Annotated in this window: 11 protein-coding genes and 1 tRNA gene; 8 read left to right on the forward strand and 4 right to left on the reverse strand. The window is 61.9% G+C overall.

Going from position 1 to position 20,189, the window contains the following annotated elements; all coding sequences use genetic code 11:
* The first annotated feature begins 13 nt into the window (after window positions 1-13).
* On the forward strand, window positions 14-1,081 hold the full coding sequence (locus tag AC3WS4_RS19585; protein WP_492737570.1) for a hypothetical protein: 1,068 nt from the start codon (window positions 14-16) through the stop codon (window positions 1,079-1,081).
* Window positions 1,082-1,147: 66 nt separating this feature from the next.
* Here the strand turns inward: AC3WS4_RS19585 and AC3WS4_RS19590 are convergent, their stop codons facing one another.
* Window positions 1,148-2,083, reverse strand: a complete 936-nt coding sequence (locus AC3WS4_RS19590; protein WP_492737572.1) for a hypothetical protein — start codon at window positions 2,081-2,083, stop codon at window positions 1,148-1,150.
* Window positions 2,084-2,177: 94 nt separating this feature from the next.
* Between AC3WS4_RS19590 and eruA the strand changes: the two genes are divergently transcribed.
* The 4 genes from eruA (at window position 2,178) to AC3WS4_RS19610 (ending at window position 14,521) form a co-directional block, all read left to right on the forward strand.
* Window positions 2,178-6,149 carry an NACHT domain-containing antiphage protein EruA gene (gene eruA, locus AC3WS4_RS19595; RefSeq protein ID WP_492737573.1) on the forward strand — a complete coding sequence of 1,324 codons (3,972 nt, stop codon included), beginning with the start codon at window positions 2,178-2,180 and terminating at the stop codon, window positions 6,147-6,149.
* On the forward strand, window positions 6,146-7,342 hold the full coding sequence (locus tag AC3WS4_RS19600) for an ATP-binding protein (RefSeq protein ID WP_492737575.1): 1,197 nt from the start codon (window positions 6,146-6,148) through the stop codon (window positions 7,340-7,342). The genes eruA and AC3WS4_RS19600 overlap by 4 nt, the downstream gene beginning before the upstream one ends.
* Window positions 7,343-7,669: 327 nt before the next feature.
* A complete protein-coding gene (locus AC3WS4_RS19605; protein ID WP_492737577.1) occupies window positions 7,670-13,054 on the forward strand; it encodes an NACHT domain-containing protein in 5,385 nt (1,794 codons plus the stop codon).
* 57 nt (window positions 13,055-13,111) lie between these two features.
* Window positions 13,112-14,521, forward strand: a complete 1,410-nt coding sequence (locus AC3WS4_RS19610) for a hypothetical protein (RefSeq protein ID WP_492737579.1) — start codon at window positions 13,112-13,114, stop codon at window positions 14,519-14,521.
* Window positions 14,522-14,831: 310 nt separating this feature from the next.
* On the opposite strand, the gene AC3WS4_RS19615 is transcribed toward AC3WS4_RS19610, so the two are convergent.
* A tRNA-Gln gene (locus AC3WS4_RS19615) sits at window positions 14,832-14,905 on the reverse strand.
* A 159-nt stretch (window positions 14,906-15,064) separates the two neighbouring features.
* On the opposite strand from AC3WS4_RS19615, the gene AC3WS4_RS19620 reads away from it, so the two are divergent.
* A complete protein-coding gene (locus tag AC3WS4_RS19620) occupies window positions 15,065-16,357 on the forward strand; it encodes an FAD-dependent oxidoreductase (protein ID WP_492737581.1) in 1,293 nt (430 codons plus the stop codon).
* 105 nt (window positions 16,358-16,462) lie between these two features.
* On the opposite strand, the gene AC3WS4_RS19625 is transcribed toward AC3WS4_RS19620, so the two are convergent.
* On the reverse strand, window positions 16,463-16,963 hold the full coding sequence (locus AC3WS4_RS19625; protein WP_187139585.1) for a TlpA family protein disulfide reductase: 501 nt from the start codon (window positions 16,961-16,963) through the stop codon (window positions 16,463-16,465).
* Window positions 16,964-16,984: 21 nt separating this feature from the next.
* On the opposite strand from AC3WS4_RS19625, the gene AC3WS4_RS19630 reads away from it, so the two are divergent.
* A complete protein-coding gene (locus AC3WS4_RS19630) occupies window positions 16,985-17,398 on the forward strand; it encodes a DoxX family protein (protein WP_492737582.1) in 414 nt (137 codons plus the stop codon).
* 3 nt (window positions 17,399-17,401) lie between these two features.
* Here the strand turns inward: AC3WS4_RS19630 and AC3WS4_RS19635 are convergent, their stop codons facing one another.
* Window positions 17,402-18,658, reverse strand: a complete 1,257-nt coding sequence (locus AC3WS4_RS19635) for a dipeptidase (RefSeq protein WP_492737583.1) — start codon at window positions 18,656-18,658, stop codon at window positions 17,402-17,404.
* A gap of 350 nt (window positions 18,659-19,008) precedes the next feature.
* Here AC3WS4_RS19635 and AC3WS4_RS19640 point away from each other — a divergent pair, with 350 nt between their 5' ends.
* Window positions 19,009-20,184, forward strand: a complete 1,176-nt coding sequence (locus AC3WS4_RS19640; RefSeq protein ID WP_492737584.1) for an acyl-CoA dehydrogenase family protein — start codon at window positions 19,009-19,011, stop codon at window positions 20,182-20,184.
* The last annotated feature ends 5 nt before the right edge of the window (window positions 20,185-20,189 follow it).

The raw sequence follows: 20,189 nt of genomic DNA on the forward strand, positions 1-20,189 counted from the left end.
CTAAAGTCGATTTATGCGTATCGAAAGAACCGGTAAAGTCGAACCGCTGACACCGCGCGTCATGGCATTTCTCGAGACAGCACTCCACGGCGTTTCGCTCGACGACGTGCACTCGGTCGATGCAAGACGGATCGACTATAGCTGTATGCACGGCCTTTTGGCGGTTGAGCTTAAAACGCTTGAAGAGCCCGGCACCGGACGAATTGACAATCTCACCGATGAACTGCGGCAGCGCGATGACTGGCCGATGTTCCTTGGATCCGCCCCGCTTGAATCCTTCATCGCTAATACCGGCGACCCAGACGGCATCCGCCGCCAAATGATCGAACGCGTCGGTCGCGCGATCATCAATCATCTCAAAAAGGCGAACCGTCAGTTCGAAGCTCATGCGACTGACTTTCCGCGCAAGAACATGGTAAAGCTATTGGTGCTCGTGAACGAGGACCATGAAATCTACGATCCGCACACCGTGTCGTATATTTTATGGCACGCGGTTCGGCGAGAGAAGGATGATCGGCCGCTGTACGAGCATGTCGATGCGATCTTCTACTTAACCCAAAGACACGCGACGGTCCGCAACGACAAACTGGCCTATCCTATCATGACGGTCGAAGGCGAAGGCTGTTACTACAATCCTTGGAAAGGTGATGTGATCGCGCGGGTTGCGGAGCGCTGGGCCGGCCGCAACGGATACGAAGCGATGGGTTTTGATTCAGTTGAGGAATTCACGACGATTGATCACATTCCCGACCAGGCTCCGCGGCATGAACGCTGGCGGACCGAATATAAGCGAGCTCCCTATTTGAGCGGCCTCACCAAGGAGCAGCTTCGCGATCGGTTCGATGAGGTCAACGTACTCTCGATGCTCAGTTTCCTCAAGAATCCGCCGATCAAACTCGACGTCGAACAGTCGACGAACGTCATTCGCCAGTTCGGCGATCTTACGCTAGAGATGGGCAATCGCGGCATACCAATCACTGAGTTCCGGCACGAGCGCGCGCGCGAACTCGCAGCAGCGCGGCGTCTCGGCATGCCCGACCTCGTCCTCGACTGGCTGGCCAAAATTGAACGACAACGTTGATCGATTGGGAAAAACGTCACTCCCGCGCGGGTGAGACCGCGATTGGCCGTGCCACCAGCGCGAAGCTTATCTATCCTTTGCCGGCTTGGTCTTCGACTTGGCAGGGCCGAAACTGATTCCCGACAGGAAACTTCCGTCGGGCTGCTGATTGATACTTAAATACTCAATCTCGCCTTCGAAGCCGGGAAATTCATATCCTTCGCCTTCGAACTTCCGGAGAGCCATCAGCAGCGCCTCGAGTGCTTGGATTATCAGCAACTGCTTCGTCTTGGTCTGCAGGATCCCGATAACGGCGACCATGATCCACTTAACCCGTTCGAGCCGCAACAAGATGGAGGCATCGGGAAATTCGGCCCCAGGCATGCCCTTGTCGGTGGCGTAAAGCAGCCGGTTCCGGATGTTCGCCTCGGTCCTGATGTGGCCTATGATGGATTGTTCGGCACCCAATATCTGCCCGAGCTCCTTCGTCCAGCGATGCGTCTCGAAGGGGCCGTTTTCATCCGAGCGAACCACGAAGTGGAAAGGATCTGGAGAATGCGCCCAGAATGGCCCATCATGCCCGATCATCGGCCCGATATCGATCTTCGCCGAAACGATCGGCCTTCCCTCTCGGGAAACCGATATGACCGGGGGCGGCAAACCCTTGTCCGTGTATCCACGCGCGATCGCCTCAAAGATTGGCCAGACCGCTCCCTTGTGCATGTGGCTTTGGGGATCAAGCAGCTTGGCCCCCGGATAGCGCTGCTGCTTTAGCGCAAGAATGAGTGCACTTGCCGCCTCTTCTTCAGCGGTCAGGGCGCAGAATAGTGACATTTCGGAATCTATCGGATGAAGCTTCCATGCCTTGTGAAGATGGTTGAAGGCGTTGCGCGCCGAATGGCGAGCCCGCGCCGGCCCGATCCGTTCAACGGCATCGGCAAGGGTCTTCAATTCCGCGCCCATCGGCAGGGTTTCAGGCCGATCAGGTGGCGCGACAAATGGTTGCGGCTTCCTCTTCGTCATGACGTCCCTCGGTGCATCTTTCCCTTATTGTCCCCGTTCCGGGGGCGTAAGGGGATTGAAGTTTGAACGGAATGGCAACACTCATAGAAAAGAAATGACAAGGGCTATACTTCCCAGAACATTATGGCACGAGCGGGAGCGCGACATCGTTCGCGTCGATCGCTCGTTCCTGCTTGGCGACCCGCGCTCGATGGTCATCCTCGGCGAAGCCGGCATGGGCAAGACGACGCTCCTCGAAACCTTTCGGGGTGAGCCCGGTTACAACATCTGTACCGCCCGTCAGCTGATCAACCGGCATAATCCGTCGAGCCTGCTCGGGGACGCCCAGAGCCTCGTCATCGACGCGCTCGACGAGGTCAGTGCCCAGACCGAAGGCGATGCCGTCGACCTTGTCATGCGAAAGCTCGGGGAGCTTGGCTATCCACGCTTCCTCTTGAGCTGCCGTGTTGCCGATTGGCGGAGCGCGACTGCGGCGCAGGGCATCGCCGAGCAATATGGCGCGGCTCCGATCGAGCTGCATCTCGATCCGCTCAGCAGGGAGGATGCGGCCACGTTCCTCGCTACGTCGCCGGGCGGCAACATGGCTAGGGCGGAAACCGCATTGTCGGGTCTTGAAAGCCGCGGCCTCGAGGGCCTCTGGAAAAACCCGCAGACTCTCGACCTGATCTCGGACCTGATCACCGCCGACACGCTTCCGACGTCGAAGGGCGAACTTTTCGAACGCGCCATCGCCAAGATGTGGGCTGAGCATCGCGCCGAGAAAGAGGGCAGCGACTTCGCGAAACTCAGCGAGCAAGAAGTCCTAGATGCGGTCGGCGCGGCCTTCGCGGCGTTAATCCTGACCGGCAGGGAAGCGATGTCGCGCAACATTCCCGTTGGCGACGAGGATTTGTCGCTTTCCGAGATTGCAAAGCTGCCGGGCGCGGGGCCGATCGCCGACGCGCTCGATGCACGACTATGCGGCAATCGGGGCGCCGGTCGATTTACTTATGCGCATCGTGCGATCGGCGAGTTTCTCGGTGCGCGCTGGCTTGCGCGGCAGGCGGACACGCCGCGCAAGGAACGTCGTGTATCGGCGCTATTTCATGAGCATGGCCTCGTCCCCGCAAGCTTGCGCGGCCTGCACGCATGGCTGGCATGGCACAGCACGTCGATGGCGGTTGCCGTCATCCGGGCAGACCCGATGGGGGTCGTCGAATATGGCGACGCCAATCAGCTCGATCTCGCGCAGGCTCGGGCGATGCTCGACGGGTTGCAAGCCGTGTTCAAGGAGCAACCAATATCCCCGCATTCGCGGGACTATGCGATTGGCGGGATTATACAGCACCCACTCTTGCCGGACCTCGCGGAACTGATCACCTCGCGCGAAACCGATTTCGGGCTGCGTCTCCTGATCCTTCAAGCTCTCGAGGGGTCCGACCTGCTCGGCGATCTTGCCGGCTTTCTCGAGCAAATTGTTCGCGATCCGTCGCATTATTTCGCGACCCGGAGCGAAGCCGGGAGCAGGCTTGTCGAATTTGGGGGTGAGACCGACTGGCGCGCGCTGATCGACAAGCTCGCGGACGAAGAAGGCGATCCGGAAGACGAGAGCGACGAGTATGGTCCGCGCCTCGCGCTCGAGCTGATCGATCTCGTCGGCTATGATCGGTTTGACGACGCCCTGCTATCTAAAGTGGTCGCGGCGCAGATCGGCCGGGCCGAACGCACCGTCGGTATCTTCTTCCGGCTCGAGAAGAATCTTCCCGTAGATCGCATAAATGCGATGCTGACCTTTCTCGGCCCACTTGCCCGCGTTCGGCCGACCGAAGATGAAGCCCGTACCGGTAATTATCGGGTTACCGACTTGGCCTATGCGCTTCTCATCCGCCGCCTCGAGGCGGGCGGCGTCACTGCTCGGCAATTTTGGGACTGGATCCAGCCCTTTCATGCCGACGTAGGATATGATCGCGATGATCGCAAAGAGTTGGCAAAATATCTTCAAGGCGATGCGACGCTCCGCCGCGGCGTTCATAAGATTGTTCTGCTCGAAACGCCCGGCGACCAGGGTATCTGGCACCGATTTTGGCGGATGCAGCGCCGATCAAGCGGCCTCGGCATGGAAAGCGGCGACGCAGCCGCGTTGCTCGACGCTCTCGATCCCGGCAATCGCCAAGATGAGCGATGGCGCCAAGTGCTGCGTCTTGCGCACCATAATTCTGCGGATAGCGAGGAAACACGCGCGGCCGCCAAGCGCTTCGCAGCGCACCGCCCGGACCTTCTGCAATGGATCGATAAGCTCGCCGAGCCGAAGATTCCCGAATGGGAGATAAAGCAGGCCGAGAAGCAAAGAAAAAGGCGCGCAAGGCAGGCCGTCAAATTCCGTGAGCATCGGCAAAGTTTCAAGGCAGCGATCGATAAAATGCGCTCGGGGCACTATGGCCATATCGTCGGTCCGGCCCAAGCGTATCTTAAACTGTTCAGCGACATGGGCGATGACGCCCCGGACGGCATCGGACGGCTCGACGAATGGCTCGGCGAAGAGCTTCGCGATGCCGCGCTGGAGGGGTTCGATGCCTTCCTGCTCGTCACACCCCCGCATCCCGACGCGACTGAAATCGCGAACAGCCATGCGGACAGCCGCCACTGGAATGCTGCCTATATCATTGTGGCGGCGCTCGCCGAGCGAGCGAAAAGCGACCCGACCTTCCCGGGACTCCCTGACGAACGGCTGAAGGCAGGGCTCTACGAGCTTCGCTACACGCGCATCGACGATCATGCTGGGATTGCTGAGCTCGACCAGCAGATCGCAGCGGCCCTGCGCACCCGCGGGGGCTGGGCAGCTGCAATGCGCGAATATTATGAGCCGCAGTTTGCGCTGCGTCGGGCACATGTCGACGGCCTCCACACACTTATGCAGGAACCACTCGATGACGAGCTGGCAATCGTACTCGCGAGCGAGTGGCTCGAACGCTATCCGGACATGCCGGAAAGCCCCGAGGGCTGTCTCATCGACAAGCTTCTAACCGCGGGACGCTATGATCGGCTGAGGGAGCTGGCGAGCATCAGGCGCAAAGCCGGCGGCCTCGACGATGCCCGCACGCGGCGGTGGGACGCCGTCGCCTTCCTCACTGATTTCAACAATGACAGGGAAAGGCTCTCGGACCTCGCCGCGGCGGACCCGGAAATGCTTTGGGACATCCGCGACCGGCTCGGCGGACGCGAGGACAAGCGCCGCTCGCTCACGGTCGCCCAGCTTCTTTGGATCATATCGACTTTCCGCAGCGTCTGGCCGTTCACCTATCATCGGACGGGAATGTCGAGCGGCAATCAGAACAAGTGGGACGCAACCGACTTCATCGCCCGGGCGATAAACCAGCTCGGGGAGACTGTGTCGGATGAGGCGATCGGCGCCCTTCACGGTCTTCGCGACGCTCCTGAGGACAGCTATACGGCGAAGCTGCGCGAAGTGGCGGGGGACCAGCGGCGCAAGAGGGTCGAACAGGATTACCGGCCGCCCGCTCTCGACGAAGTCTCCGGCGCGATCGAAGATGATGCGCCACGGTCCGCGGGTCAACTGGTAGCCGTTCTTCTCGAGGAACTGAAAGAGGTCCAGAAGGAGCTTCGCGGCTCGGACATCGACTGGTACGCCGATTTCTACTCGAACGGACTGCCGCGCGGCGAGGAAGACTGCCGCGACAGCCTCTTGAAGATGATGCGGCCACTGCCCTTCGGCATTCAGGCGCTTCCGGAAGTACATCTCGCAGACGACAAGAGATGCGACATCAGCTGCCTGCTCGGTAAGCTGATGGTTCCCATCGAGATCAAGGGCCAGTGGAACCGCGAGATTTGGACCGCTGCCGACAGGCAGCTCGACAGGCTTTATGTCAACGACAGCCGCGCCGAAGTCGGGATTTACTTAATACTCTGGTTCGGGTCAGTACCGGGCAAAGCCATTCCTAAACGCGTCGATGATCCCGCACCGACAACGCCGGAGGCGCTGGAAGATGCCCTGCGTCAAACCAGCCGCGCCGTCGCCGAGGGCCGCGCCCATGTCGTCATCCTCGACCTGACGCGCCCGGCTGCATGACGCGCGCCGGGATAGCCGATCTCCTCGACGATGCGGTCGCCACGCGACGGATCGTCGCGCTCGCCGGATTGCCGCGCGTTGGTCGTACACTTGCGCTACGGCGCTGGGCGACGTCCAACGGTGGGGTCGTCGTGTCGCATGTCCGCGATGGTACGGGCCGGCTGGTCGTGGTCGATCATGTCGATGAGGCGGGCACGACCGACATCATCGAGAAATATCGAGCCGACGATGTGGCCGAATGCGATACGCGATACGTCGTCGCGCCAACGAACCTGAACGCGCTGCACAAGCTAACCTCGGAATTGACCGGCGCCGTCGCAACTATCACCATGCCTCCAGTTTCGCTTCCCGACTATATTGCGGAGCGCATGCCGGAGATCGCGCCAGGTGGGCCCATTGATGACATGGCGGCGGGACCCGAGCCCACGAACCGCTCGCAGATCGATCTTGATGATCATTGGCTTAGAGGCGGCCTACCCGAGAGCCATGATATTGGACCGCCGCAGACCAGCCTCGCGTGGCGCCGCAGGCTCATAGAGGACGTGATCCGGCGCGATTATGGTCGATTCGGGATCGCCCCCGGAGCCCGGATCGAGGACGTCCTTCAAACGCTCGCCAATCAGAATGGCGGTGAGTTCAACCGCACCAAGATCAGCTGGATGAAGGGACAGGAACTGAACTCGGTCCTGCACGTCTTCGATCGTCTCGGCCTCACACGAACGCTCGAGAATTTCCCTGCCCGCAGCAGCTCGAGCATCGGCAAGATGCAGAAAATCTATATCCGCGACAGCGGTCTTCTCCACGCCTTGCTCGGGATCGAGACCGTGGAACAGCTTCGGAAGCATTCGAGCGTCGGCGAGTGCTGGGAGGGATATGCGATCGGGGAATTGATCGCCGCCGCCGGCCCCGGCTCTACTCCGCAATTTTTCCGGTCAGACGATGGCAACGAAATCGACCTCCTCCTGACTTTTTCGCGCTCCAGACAGAGCATAGCCATCGAATGCAAAACGAACCCCGATTCCGATCCGCGCCAAGGCTTCTGGAAAGCCACGGACCATCTAAAGCCCGACGATCAGTTCATCGTCCATTCGGGCACGGCGTCGCGAACCAGCGGCAGCCTTCATCGCCTGTCGCTGACCGATGCGATGCAGCGGGTCTCGGCGATGGCGCGGCGCGCCCGCGGCGCAGGATAGGGCGCGAAGCCGCTGCCTCCGGTCTGTCAGGCGAAGGCCCATCTCAGCGCATCATATTGCATCGAGTCATTGAGGCTGAGAGCATTCCCCTACCCGCACTGCAGCCCAAAGGCTGCAACAACGCAGCGGTCGCAATGACCATTGCGAAACCCTCGTTGCGGCCCCTCCCAATGATGTTTCCCTGCAATCTCCGGCTGGGTTCCGACTGCGGCGAAAATGCCTATAGTGCGCCGAAGCAAATCCAAGCGGGGGAGAGCGCAAAATTCGTCACCAGACACCGAGCGGCCATCGAACCGATGAAAAGCGCTCTCTGATCCGCGGCCGCCGATGACCCAATCGCCAGAACTGGCCGGCGGTGCGGGCTTCACATTCGCAGATCAAATCGCCGCACGCTATCTGGCGAGCCTTCTGGCGAGTGCTCCCGGCCCCGGCACAAATGAACGCCGCGTCTCGAGAGTGGCACTGGAGCAGCGCGCGGCGGGCGAACCGCTTGACGATATCATCGTGGACGCCACCGCGCCGGACGGGTCCATTCAACGCCTAAGCCTCCAAGCCAAGCGCAAGCTCACCATCAGCGCGGCGGCGAGCAACACTGATTTTCGCTCCATAATTCGGGATTGCTGGGCGACTTTGGACAAGCCCGACTTTCGGACGGGAACCGATTATATTGGCGCGGCCGTGGGTGCCTCAACAGCAGTCGGCACCGCCCGTGATCTTCAGGCCGTGGCAGAGTTCGCACGGGCCAGCGCTACCGCTTCCGACTTTGCTCGACGCTTTGCGAAAGGCGGAAGTGCTTCAGCCGCTCACGCGACCGTCCTTGGCTATGTGGAAAAAATTACCCGCGAAATCGGACGCGAAGCGTCGATCGAGGAGCTGTATCGACTCCTCTCTCATTTTATCCTGATACGATTCGACACCCTTCACGCGGGCGCAACCGACGACCCTGCAACTGTCTCGCTGATAGACCAGGCTCTGGAACCGGGCCAAGATGCCCAAGCCTCCTTGCTATTTGATCGGCTCCAGACGCTCATTAGGCGCGGCGCCGGAACGGCGCGCTCGTGGAGCACGCAAACTGTGCGACGCGAGGTCGCGCCTTGGTTCCGGTTAGCCACAAACCGCTCCCTCGCACCCGATGTCGAAAAGCTTGCCGCCGAAGCACGGCAAGCCGCGGAGAGTATCGCTGATCGGATCGGGGATGCCTCCATCACGCGCCCTGCGTTGCTACAAAAACTCAATGAGACGCTCGCGAAGCACAGTCTAGTGACGATCCGCGGCCTGCCCGGCTCCGGAAAATCGGTCCTGCTGCGTCATGCGGTCGACGAGGCGCTGTCAAATGGCCCCGCGATACTACTGAAAGCCGACCGGCTAACGGGAAATAGTTGGGGGCAATATGCTTCCGCGCTCCACGTGACGAACAGCGACCTAGGCGCGCTGCTCGGCGAGATCGCCGTGGTCGGCACTGCGACCCTGTTCATCGATGGCCTCGACCGCATCGACAAGGCGCAGCGAGGCATTGTGATCGACCTTCTAAATATGATCGAGCGCTCGCCGGACCTTTCGGACTGGCGCATTCTAGCGACACTCCGGGACTCGGGTGTCGAGCCGGTCAGAACTTGGCTTCCGCAGCTATTCGATGGCGGCCGGATGGCAACGATCCAGGTCAACGGCCTTGACGAAGACGAGGCACAAAGTCTCGCCGCCGCCCGACCTCATCTTAAATCGCTACTGTTCGGAGGTGATCCCGTAAAGACGCTCGTTCGCCGGCCCTTCTTCGCAAAAATTCTCGACCAAGCAGGAACTCTCTCCGGAGGGATTCCTCGCTCGGAGGTGGAATTGATGGCAGGTTGGTGGGCTCGCGGTGGCTTTGATGCGGAAGGCGGGGATATCCTGTTGCGGCAACGCGCTTTGCTTCGGCTGGTGCGACTACGCGCGCTTCAGCCTGAAACGCCCGTGTCCGTCGATACATTCGATTCGCCGCTTCTTCCGGTCGTTCACTCATTGATCGTCGACGGCATCCTCGAGGATGCCGGCGGAGGCCACTTCGTGAGATTCGCGCATGATATCTTCTTCGAATGGTCATTCGCGCAGTTGCTTGCCAGCGCTGGAAACAGCTGGATTGGCGAGCTGAAGTCCGCAGGCGAGCCGCCTGTTATCGGCCGGGCAGTAGATCTGCACGCGCAGGCAATGTTCGTTGCGGATCAGTCAAGCTGGGCACAAAATCTCGCTCCCCTGTCGGACCAAGGCTTGCGCAGTCAATGGCGCCGCACCTGGCTGCTCGCTCCACTCAATCATCCGGAGTTTCAACGAAAGGCAGCCGCTTACCAAGCCACCGTCTCGGCAGATGACTTCGCCTTATTGCGAATGGCACTAGTGTGGTTTCAAGCGCAGCACACAGTCCCGAACGCTGGAGTACTCGACGGCTCGCTCGGCGACATAAAGGACCGGAGCGATCGCCTCCGTGTCGCCGATCGCTTGGGATGGCCCGATGATTTCTGGCTTTGGATGCGCTTTCTGCACTTCATCGACACGCGTCTGACCACGATACCACGCCGATTGTATCCGCATGTGCTGACGCTGTTCGAAGTGTGGCAGAATGCAATGGCTGATATCGCAAATCCGATCTCAGCCATGATCGTAGCCAATGCCTCGGACTGGCTGAGCGAACTGGAAAGCCGTCGGGAAATCCGGACTCGTCTTCGCATACCCGCCGAAAAAGAAGCTCCAGACCCTTGGGGAGACGTCGAGGACAGGGAGGAATTCGAGCATGCTCTCCGCCGCCTACTTTTGCGCGCATCGCGCACCGAACCCGACCGCGTCAGAACCTATCTGAGCTCATTCACCAAAGAGCGGCCGGTCGGATCGAAGACGTTCGATGATATTCTGAACTTTGCGCCGCTATTGTCGCAGACCCACGCCGCCGACCTCGTCGATTTCGCACTCGGTCACTTTCTCCGCGAATTGCCCGAAGACCATCGCGCCCGGAGACTCGAGGAAGATCGCCGGGCCGCTGCCTATCGCAAAGAATTGCGAAACAAGCCCGAGGAGGAACTTGACTGGTCTGAGCAGATGTCCCTGTCCAGTCCCAGCCTTGGATATTGGGGACCCGACCAATGGGATTGGGAGGCGTTGGCGCTCGAACGCGACCCGGGAAGATATTTTCCAGCATCCCCTCTCTACCAGCCTTTCAGTGCCTTGTTCGATGCGGCGCCAGATGAAGCCCTGCGCCTCATAAAGGCGATGACCAATCATGCAGTCGAGGCCTGGCGCCAGCTTCACCGACTACAGCCCGGCCGCGGCACTCCAGTTCCTATTGCCATCGCCTTTCCTTGGGGCGAGCAGACGTTCTGGGGAGGCGTTCGAGAATATCTATGGAGCCGCGGCCTTTGGGCGCCTAAGCCGCTCGCCTCGGCCTATCTTGCGCTCGATCGATGGGCACTCGACCAAATGACGCGCGGTACCGACACTGATGCTCTCATCGAGCGAATTGTGGCCGGCAACGACTCGATAGCGGCACTTGGAACAGCTCTAAACGTCGCTCAGACGCGACCCGCCGTTAGCCCCGTGAGCGAGGCGCTCATTTCCCACCAGCGCCTTTGGCGGGCCGATATCGAACGCTGCGCGCAGGAGTTCAGCATCAAGACGTCGAGCCAGATTGGCTTTCATCGCGAAGATCAGCGCGATAGCGCCTTGGCCGTAGATGCCCTCAACACGCTGGATGTTCGGGCCGAAGACCTTCGAAGCATCGCCGCTCTGCACGTCCTGCAGAACGACGCCGCGGCGGCAGTGCGCGCGCGCAAGACCATCCAAGGTTTCGTCGACGCTCCCGACTTTGAGTTCGAAGAGCTTCGAGATCAACCGGGCGCGCGAGAATATGCAGACGAGCAGGCGCGCACTTTCGCAGCGTGGGGCAGTCTGGAGCATTATCGCCTGGTCGACCTGCCCGACCAGCCCGACCAAAAGGCGATCGTCATGGTCAATCCGATCGTTGAAGAGCCGTTGGTGAGGACCCGGCTGGAGGAAGGCCAGCAACATTTGCGCACCTTCGGCTTGTTCCATTGGGCACAAAAGTCCTTCGAGGCCGGGGCTCTTCACGAAAGCATGACTGCGGATCAAGCGATGGATACTGCCCGATCGCTCGACAGCCCGACGCTCTTCGAGCCGGGCTCTGGCTCAGACGATATTTCGCTGCGACGCGGCGCCGTCGCCGGCGCAGCAGCGGCCCTAATTGCCTTTGCCCCGATGCGCGGCGCTGATTGGGCAACCGATATAGTCACACGCGCTGCAGCTGCCCGCGAGGAAAAGGGCCCATACTGGTCTTCGGTCGGCATCGTCAGTTGGCACCATTCGATCTTCGTAGCACGGGCCGCAGCGGCGCTGCTGCGCCGCGATCCGGCCAATCGATCCCATGTAGCAACCCTGTTTGCCGGACTCGCCCACCCACTCGATTGCGTCGGTCTTGAAACGGCAAAGGCGATCGCTTCGCTTTGGGATATCGCGCCTCAAATCAGCTGGGCCGGGCTCGGACTTGCACTCGAACTATGCATCGTCGCTCCGGACGCCATGGAAGAGGACATGATGCACAATCCCGATGGCGGGGATGAGGATCGGCAGCAAAAGCTGAAGGCGGCGCTTGCAGCGCTCGATTTCGAGCCTGCTCCGCTTCCGATACCACCTGCGCCTTGGGTGCGGATCGAGACTCCGGCACCCCGACGACGGACTTATGCCTCGACCGACAATGATGAAGGGTGGCGGCTGGCTGATGGCTGGTGGCGCTCTGATCGCGCCAGTGAGATTCTCCGCGCCCAACCGCTCAAGGTCATGTTCGCTCAAGGGTATCAGCAGCCCTTCGTCGACTATTCCCGCACAATGCTTGCATGGACGATCGAGCGGAAGGCGCCGAGTTGGGCAACCCGTTCCAGCGATATCGAACGGTCAGATATATTCGAATGGACGCACCGATTTGCCGGGCTGACCGGCGGACTCATCGGAATGATTGATCCCCAGACCGCCGAGGACGACTTCCTGGCACCCATTTGCGCGGTAACGGCGGAAGATCCTTGCTTCGATCTGCTGGAACCTCTGGTGACAATGTTCCTTTGCCAGCACATGCTCGACGTGCGCGAGGTCGCCTCGGTTACGCCGGTCGTGCTGAGGCGCGCTCTTGACAGATTTCTGGAATCCCCGACGTTTTCGCGAGGCGGCTATCGTTCCGGCGAAATCTACGGCACGTCGATGCCCGATCTCGCGCGCTGGCTCATGTTTGTTGGCTTCGGTGAGGCAGCCTTGTCGTGCCGCTTTGCGAATGGTGACTGGTCGGACATTAATCTGATTTTGCCGACCGTCGGCCGCTTCGTCCGCGAGGCAGGTTGGGCGCCAACCATACTTCAAAACTATCTGACCCTGACGGAACGTGCAGGAGAGCATTTTCCAGCCGAAGAGTTTGCGGACGCGATTCTGGCGACATTGTCGTCGATGCCGGATCCTGGCTCCCGCTGGCGTGGCACGCAGATCGCTGCGCGAATTGGGGCGCGCGTGCAGGTATTTGCGGATCACGCCGCACCGCTCGGGCTCTCCTTGGGACAGAAGTTCCTGCGCATCCTCGACATCCTCGTCGATCAGGGAGACAGGCGCAGTGCGGCCCTGCAAATCAGCCCAGCGTTTCGAGATTTGCGTCTGCCCGCAACCGTTGCAGTGGCGTCGGGAGCGAGCTGATAAGATGTAGTCGCATAGCGCTTCGGCATCTGGTTTCTTGGCAATTGAAGGCCACGCATGACAACGAAGAATGAGCTTTCCCGCCGTATCGTCGCCGACATGCTCAACGAGCAGCGGCACCCGACCCCGTTCGCCGAGCGGCGCGACGATTCGCTACCGCTGAGTTTTCCGCCGCAGCTTCCGGTCGGAAATGGCCGCTTTATACCGGTCACGAAGGCAGCTCTTCAGGACATCTGGGAATATGGGACCATCCTTCGGAGCAACGATCCTGCGCTGGCCCTGTCGCATACCGATGAGCAGATCAGTAACATCGTCGGAAGAGCCTTTGGCGGCGCGTTTGCGGTGGTCGACATCGATCAGCCAGATGAGGAGGTCCATGACCGGACGATGGCGGCGGTCAACGAGTATCTGGCAAAGGAATTGGTGCCGGGAAAACATGAAGAGGAATTTGTATTCGGGTGCTGGGCGCTCACCGGTCCCGGGACCGACGATTTGACTATTGGCCCGGTGCGTATCGAGGCGCGCGAGCATTGGCTCGCACGGGAGACCGAACTCGGGCGCATCTCTCTAATTTCCGCAAAGCGTATCCGCAAGAAGTGGAACGGCGGTTCGCTGTCCCGCCGCGTCCCGTCTCTCGACTCCGAGAAGGAACGAATGGTTATCGACACCGTCGAAGACTGTTCGACCGTCTGCTCGGTTGCAACGAAGGGCCTCTCGCAAAAGGTCGCCGAGCACAAGGCTCCGCTGGCGGCCCGCCTCGCGCTTACTGCGCTGGCCTTGTCATGGGAAACCCCCTCCAGAGCGCTGGATCGGATGGGCCTTCTGGTTGACGGCCCGATCTACAAGAAGCGTGCAATAAGTTTCGCGCCAACACATATGTCCGGCCTCTTTACGCGAATGTCGCATATCGGTGGACAGTTCGTGACCGAGGAATGGCTTTCGCTGTGGCCATCGCTTGATTGGCTGATCGGACCGATTGGAGATGCGCTCAGCGCTTACGTGCAGCCTAATATGCCGTCTGCACGACCGCGCATCAACAATGCGCTCTTCATTAGCCTGTGGTGGTTTCATGAAGCTTGCCGCGAGGAGGCCCCGCTGTTTGCCATCGTCAAATATGCAGCTTCCCTGGACGCATTGGCAGGCGGCGGCGAAACGCGCGGTATACAGGAACTTGTGAACGCACGCCTCTCGATTGCGCCCGGTGATCCGCTAACGATGGACGGACGCACGACCCTGGAGGTGGTAAAGGAGATTTACAGCGAGGCACGAAGTCGTGCCATTCACGGTTCGACAGACCGCCACGGCCACGATTGGCAGCGAACCCGGAGCATGGCGGAGAGGCTGGCTCGCCTTTGTCTCAGCCTCTCCTGCGAATGGATTTGGGAAAATCAGGGTTCGGACGATCTCGCCGCACTGCGCCGTTCGGACGTTGCCAAAAGCGCACCGAATGTCGGTCGCAATGGATAGAAGCGCATCGGGCATATCGGAGCACGGAACGACCGCATAAGGGATGTCGATCTTTCTAACTTTCTAAAGTAGCAAATGGCCGCAGCCTCGGAACGACTGCTTCTGATCGTAGTCCGATGGGTACTGGAAGGACCGACATCGAGGCGCAAAGCAGACCCTCTGGTACAAGGGTGCGCCGAATCATTTTGCAGCCAACGCAGCGGCCCAAGTCGATTTTGCGATCCACTTGTTTGGCGCATGTATCGCAGATGTGGAAGGAGACGCACGGAGGAAGGAGCTTCCCCAGCATTTCAATAGTTTATTGAAGCTCTGGATGCCCCGCGAGGATTCGAACCTCGATAGGCGGTATCAGAAACCGCAGTCTTACCATTAGACGACAGGGCAGCAGAGGCGGGCGCATTATGATTCCGCATGCCCGCTGTCAAGGCCGTTGCGGCCTGTCGATCGCTGCCCCTTGCTCTGTCGCAAATCGCCGCTAGCATCGCCGCATAACAAGACAAGGGGGCCGCTGACCCATGCGGACACCCCGAAGGAGTGGGCTGAATGCGTCATGTCGCGATCGTCGGTTCGGGTCCGGCCGGCTATTATACCGCCGAAACCTTGCAGAAAGCCGAAGACATCGCTGTCGACGTCATCGACCGCCTGCCCGTCCCCTATGGCCTGATCCGCACCGGGGTCGCGCCCGACCACCAGTCGATCAAGGCGGTGTCGCGCCGTTACGAAGGCGTCGCGCTCGCCGACAATGTCCGCTTCGTCGGCCATGTCTCGGTCGGCACCGACGTGACGATCGACGAGCTGGTCGGGCTTTACGACGCGGTCGTGCTCGCGACCGGGGCACCGAACGACCGACCGCTCGACATTCCGGGTGCCGATTTGCCCGGGGTGATCGGCAGCGCAGCCTTCGTCGGCTGGTACAATGGCCACCCCGATTTCGCAGGCCTCGACCCGCAGCTGACCGCCGCCGGGGTCGCGGTGATCGGCAACGGCAATGTCGCATTGGACGTCGCGCGCATCCTCGCCAAGACGCCGGGGGAATTCGCCGGCAGCGACATCGTCGCGCACGCGCGCGAGACGCTGGCGGGCAGCGCGGTGCGCCATATCCATATCCTCGGCCGCCGCGGGCCGCACCAGATCGCGATGACGCCCAAGGAACTCGGCGAACTCGGGCATCTCGAACGCGCCAGCCCGCGCGTCGACCCCGCCGACCTGCCGCCCGAGGGCGACGATGCGCTGCTCGAGCCCGGGATGCGCAAGTCGGTGACGCATTTGCGCAGCTTCAGCGCCAATCCGGTCGCCAAGCCGGTGACGATCGATTTCGATTTCTTCGCGATGCCGGTGGCGATCGAGGGGGACGGCAAGGTCCAGCGCGTCGTCGTCGAACGCACCGCGCTCGACGCCGAACTGCGCTCGGTCGCGACCGGCGAAACCTACACGATCGAGGCCGGGCTGGTGGTGAGCTGCATCGGGTACCAGACCCCGCCGATCCCGGGCGTGCCCTATGAGCATGGTCGCGGACGCTTCGCCAACACCGACGGGCGGATCCTGCCGGGCCTTTATTGCGTCGGCTGGGCGCGGCGCGGGCCGTCGGGGACGATCGGCACCAACAAGCCCGACGGTATCCGCATCGCCGAAATGGTGATCGAGGATGTCGGGCGCGGCGGCGGCAAGGCGGGACGCGCCGGACTCGACGCCTTGCTCGCGAGCCGCGATGTCGTGCCGGTGACCTTTCGCGACTGGCGCAAGATCGAAGCCGCCGAAGTTGCCGCCGCGCTCGACGGCAACCCGCGCGAGAAATTCACCAGCGTCGAAGCGATGCTGGCGGCGATCGGACGGTAGGGGCCAGCTTCTCTTTCCGCTCGTGTCGAGCGAAGTCGAGACACGCGACCGCATAAGCCGCCAAACGTATCTCGACTTCGCTCGATACGAACGGGGGTGGGGAACCTAGGGCGCTTCCGCCAGCAGCGGGTCGAGCGCCGCCTTGAACTCGCGGTCGGTGTAAGCACCCTTCTTCGCGTGGCGGACGATGCCCTTGCGGTCGATGATATAGGTCGAGGGCACAGCATTATCGATCGACCCATAATTGCCGGTCATTCGGTTCGACAGCGGATAGGAGAGCACGTCGCTGACCTTCTTCAGCTGCGCCTTGGGAACGCTGTCCTCGGTCGTCACCCCGAACATCTCGAGTCCGCGCGCCTGATTGGCTTTGAAATAGCGGTGCATCATCGGCATTTCGGCCTTGCACGGCGCGCACCAGGTCGCCCAATAGTTGATCACGACGACCTTGCCCTTCATCTCGGCCAGCGTCACCTTGCGCTTGTCGAAGGTGGTGAGGGTGAAGGCCGGGGCGGCAAAGCCCGGGGTCGGCGTCTTGCCCGGCGAGGCGCCGAGCAGCAGCAGGGCAGCGAGCGGCGCGAACAGCAGGCGGGCAGGAATGATCTTCATGGCACGACTAGACGAAAAAACATGAGCCCAGGCAAGCCCGAAAGCCCGGTCCGCACCGCGCTGCGCTGGCTGCTCGCGCTCGCTTATGCCTATGCGGGCTATCGCCACCTCGCGACCCCCGCGCCTTTTCTGGCGATCACCCCGTCCTGGGTGCCCTTTCCCGCCGACGTCGTCGCCGCGACCGGCGTCGCCGAACTAGCCGGCGCGATCGGACTGATGATCCCGCAGACGCGCAAGGCCGCGGGCTGCGGCCTCGCCCTCTATGCGCTGTGCGTCTGGCCCGCCAATTTCCACCACGCCTTCGCCCACATCGCGATCGGCGGCGAGACATTGAGCTGGTGGTACCACGGCCCGCGCCTCGCGCTGCAGCCGGTGATCATCTGGTGGGCGCTGTGGGTGGGCGGCGTGACCGACTGGCCGTTCCGCCGCCGCTGAGCCCTATTTCGCGACCGGCGTCTCGATCGGCGGCTGGCCCTTCTGGCTCGCGGCATAGGCCTCGACCGCCTTCAGCACGCGCAGCATATTGCCGCTCGAAATCTTCTCCAGCTCGGCCTGGGTATAGCCGCGCCGCGCCAGTTCGGCGAACAGGCGCGGATAGCCGGTGACATCCTCCAGCCCGACCGGAGTCGCGTCCATGCCGTCATAGTCGCCGCCGATGCCGATGTGATCGACGCCGATCGTCGCCTTGATATGGTCGATATGGTCGGCCGCGAGTCCGATCGGGGTCTGCGGCGGCGGGTTAGCCGCGTCCCACGCCTTCAGCGCCGCCGTGGCAGCGTCGGGATTGCCGACGTACTGCGCGTCGAGCCGCGCCTTTTCGGCGGTGCGCGACAGGCCGTGTTCGCGCAGCTTGGGATCGAGGAAGGCCGCATAGAGCACCACCATCACGACGCCGCCGTTCGCCTTCACAGCAGGCAGCACCGAGTCGGGGACGTTACGTGGGTGGTCGTTGACGGCGCGCACGCCCGAATGGCTGAACATCACCGGCGCCTTCGACACCTCGAGCGCATCCTTCATCGTCGCCTCGCTGACATGGCTGAGATCGACGATCATGCCGATGCGGTTCATTTCGCGAACGACCTGCTTGCCGAAATCGGTCAGCCCGTCATGTTGCGGCGCGTCGGTCGCGCTGTCGGCCCAGGGGGTGGTCTTGCTATGGGTCAGCGTCATGTAGCGCACGCCCATGCCATAGAGTTCGCGCAGCACCGCGAGCGACGAGCCGATCGACTGGCCGCCCTCCGCCCCGAGCATGCCCGCGACCTTGCCCGCCTTCATCTGGCTTTCGAGTTCGGCCGAGGTTTGGGCAAAGCCGAGGTCGTTGGGGTAGCGCGCGATCAGCCGCTTCGCGACGTCGATCTGCTCGATCGTCTGCTGCACCGCCTGTTGTTCGTTGGTGTTCGACGGCACATAGACCGACCAGAATTGCGCCCCGACATGGCCCTTGCGCAGCCGCTGGATGTCGGTGTGCATCACACTTCCGTCGGGTTTGGGCTTGGTGGTGTCGTTGAAGTCGAAATCGTTGATCACATTGCCGACGCTGCTCCGCAGCTCCCACGGCACGTCGTTATGCCCGTCGAACACCGGCGCCTTCTTGAGCGCCGCCTCAGCGATCGCCTCGGGCGTTTTCTGGGCCAGTGCCGGGGTGGAGATCAGGGCGAAGGCGGCGAGGCCGGCGAGCAGGTGCGACTTGTTCATGGCGCGACCCTAACCGCTTGAGGGCGCGGCGCAAGCCCGGGGCGGAACGGATGACCGACGGGTCGCGCCATTTGTTTCACGCAAAGGCGCGAAGAAGGAAGAAAAAAGGATCTCTCACAAAGACACAAAGAGGGCGCGCGCCGAGCGAACGTATCTTGTCGCCGCAGGCGACCGTGAAAAGGCGCTTCGCGCGATTCTTGCGCCACGGTTGCTGGCGTCCAACACCCTCTTTGTGTCTTTGTGTGAGATTTTCTTCTTTGCGCCTTTGCGCCTTTGCGTGAGATTTTTCTGCACTACGCCGCAGGCAAAGGCGACTTGACGTTTACGTCAACCCCGCGCAGCATCGCGCCATGACAGCTTTCGACGACTGGCGCGCGCGTTCGCCCTATTATGACGAAACCCATGAAGCGCTGGCGCAGAGCGTCCGCCGCTTCGTCGCCCGCGAGATCGCGCCGCATATCGATCGCTGGGAGGCTGAGGGCGAATTGCCGCGCGAGCTGCACAAGAAGGCGTCCGAGGCCGGCATATTGGGGCTGCGCTGTCCCGAGCAATATGGCGGCCATTCGGAAGGCTTCGACAATTTCCACAGCCTCGTGCTGACCGAGGAACTCGCGGCGGTCGGCGCGGGCGGGCTTGGCGCGTCGCTGATGACGCATGGCATCGGCCTGCCGCCGATCCTCGCGCTCGGTTCGGAAGAATTGAAGCAGCGCGTCGCGCCGCCGGTGCTCGCGGGCGACAGGATCATCGCGCTCGGCATCACCGAGGCGAGCGGCGGCAGCGATGTCGCCAACCTCAAGACCACCGCCGTGAAAGACGGCGACGATTATATCGTAAACGGCGGCAAGATGTTCATCACCAGCGGCATGCGCGCCGACTGGCTGACCTGCGCGGTGCGCACCGGCGGGCCGGGCGCGGCGGGCATCTCGCTGCTGTTAATCGAGATGGACGCACCCGGGGTCGAGCGCACGCGGCTCGACAAGATGGGCTGGCGCTGCAGCGACACCGCCGCGATCCACTTCGGCGACGTGCGTGTTCCCGCGACCAATTTGATCGGGGCGGAAAACGCCGGCTTCATCGGCATCATGCGCAATTTCAACAGCGAGCGGCTCGGCATGGCGATGGGCTGCTGCGCTTTTGCCCGCGTCGCGATGGCCGAGGCCGCCGCATGGGCGCAGAACCGCGAGACCTTCGGCAAACCGCTCGTCGGCCACCAGTCGATCCGCATCAAGCTCGCCGACATGGAGCGCCAGATCGAAGCGACGCAGGCGTGGGTCGACCTCGCCGCCTGGCAGGTCAAGAATGGCAAGGACCGCCCCGCCGACTTCGCGATGCTCAAGGTCCAGGCGACGCGGATGCTGGAGGCGGTCGCGCGCGAGGCGGCGCAGGTGCTGGGCGGCGCGAGTTACATCACCGGCAGCAAGGTCGAGCGCATCTACCGCGAGGTGCGCGTCAACGCGATCGGCGGCGGCAGCGAGGAAATCATGCTCGACCTCGCGGGCCGGCAATTGTTCGGGGGCAAGCGTTAGGTCGT

The sequence above is a fragment of the Sphingopyxis sp. EU05-FHT14B03 genome (assembly GCF_058790875.1).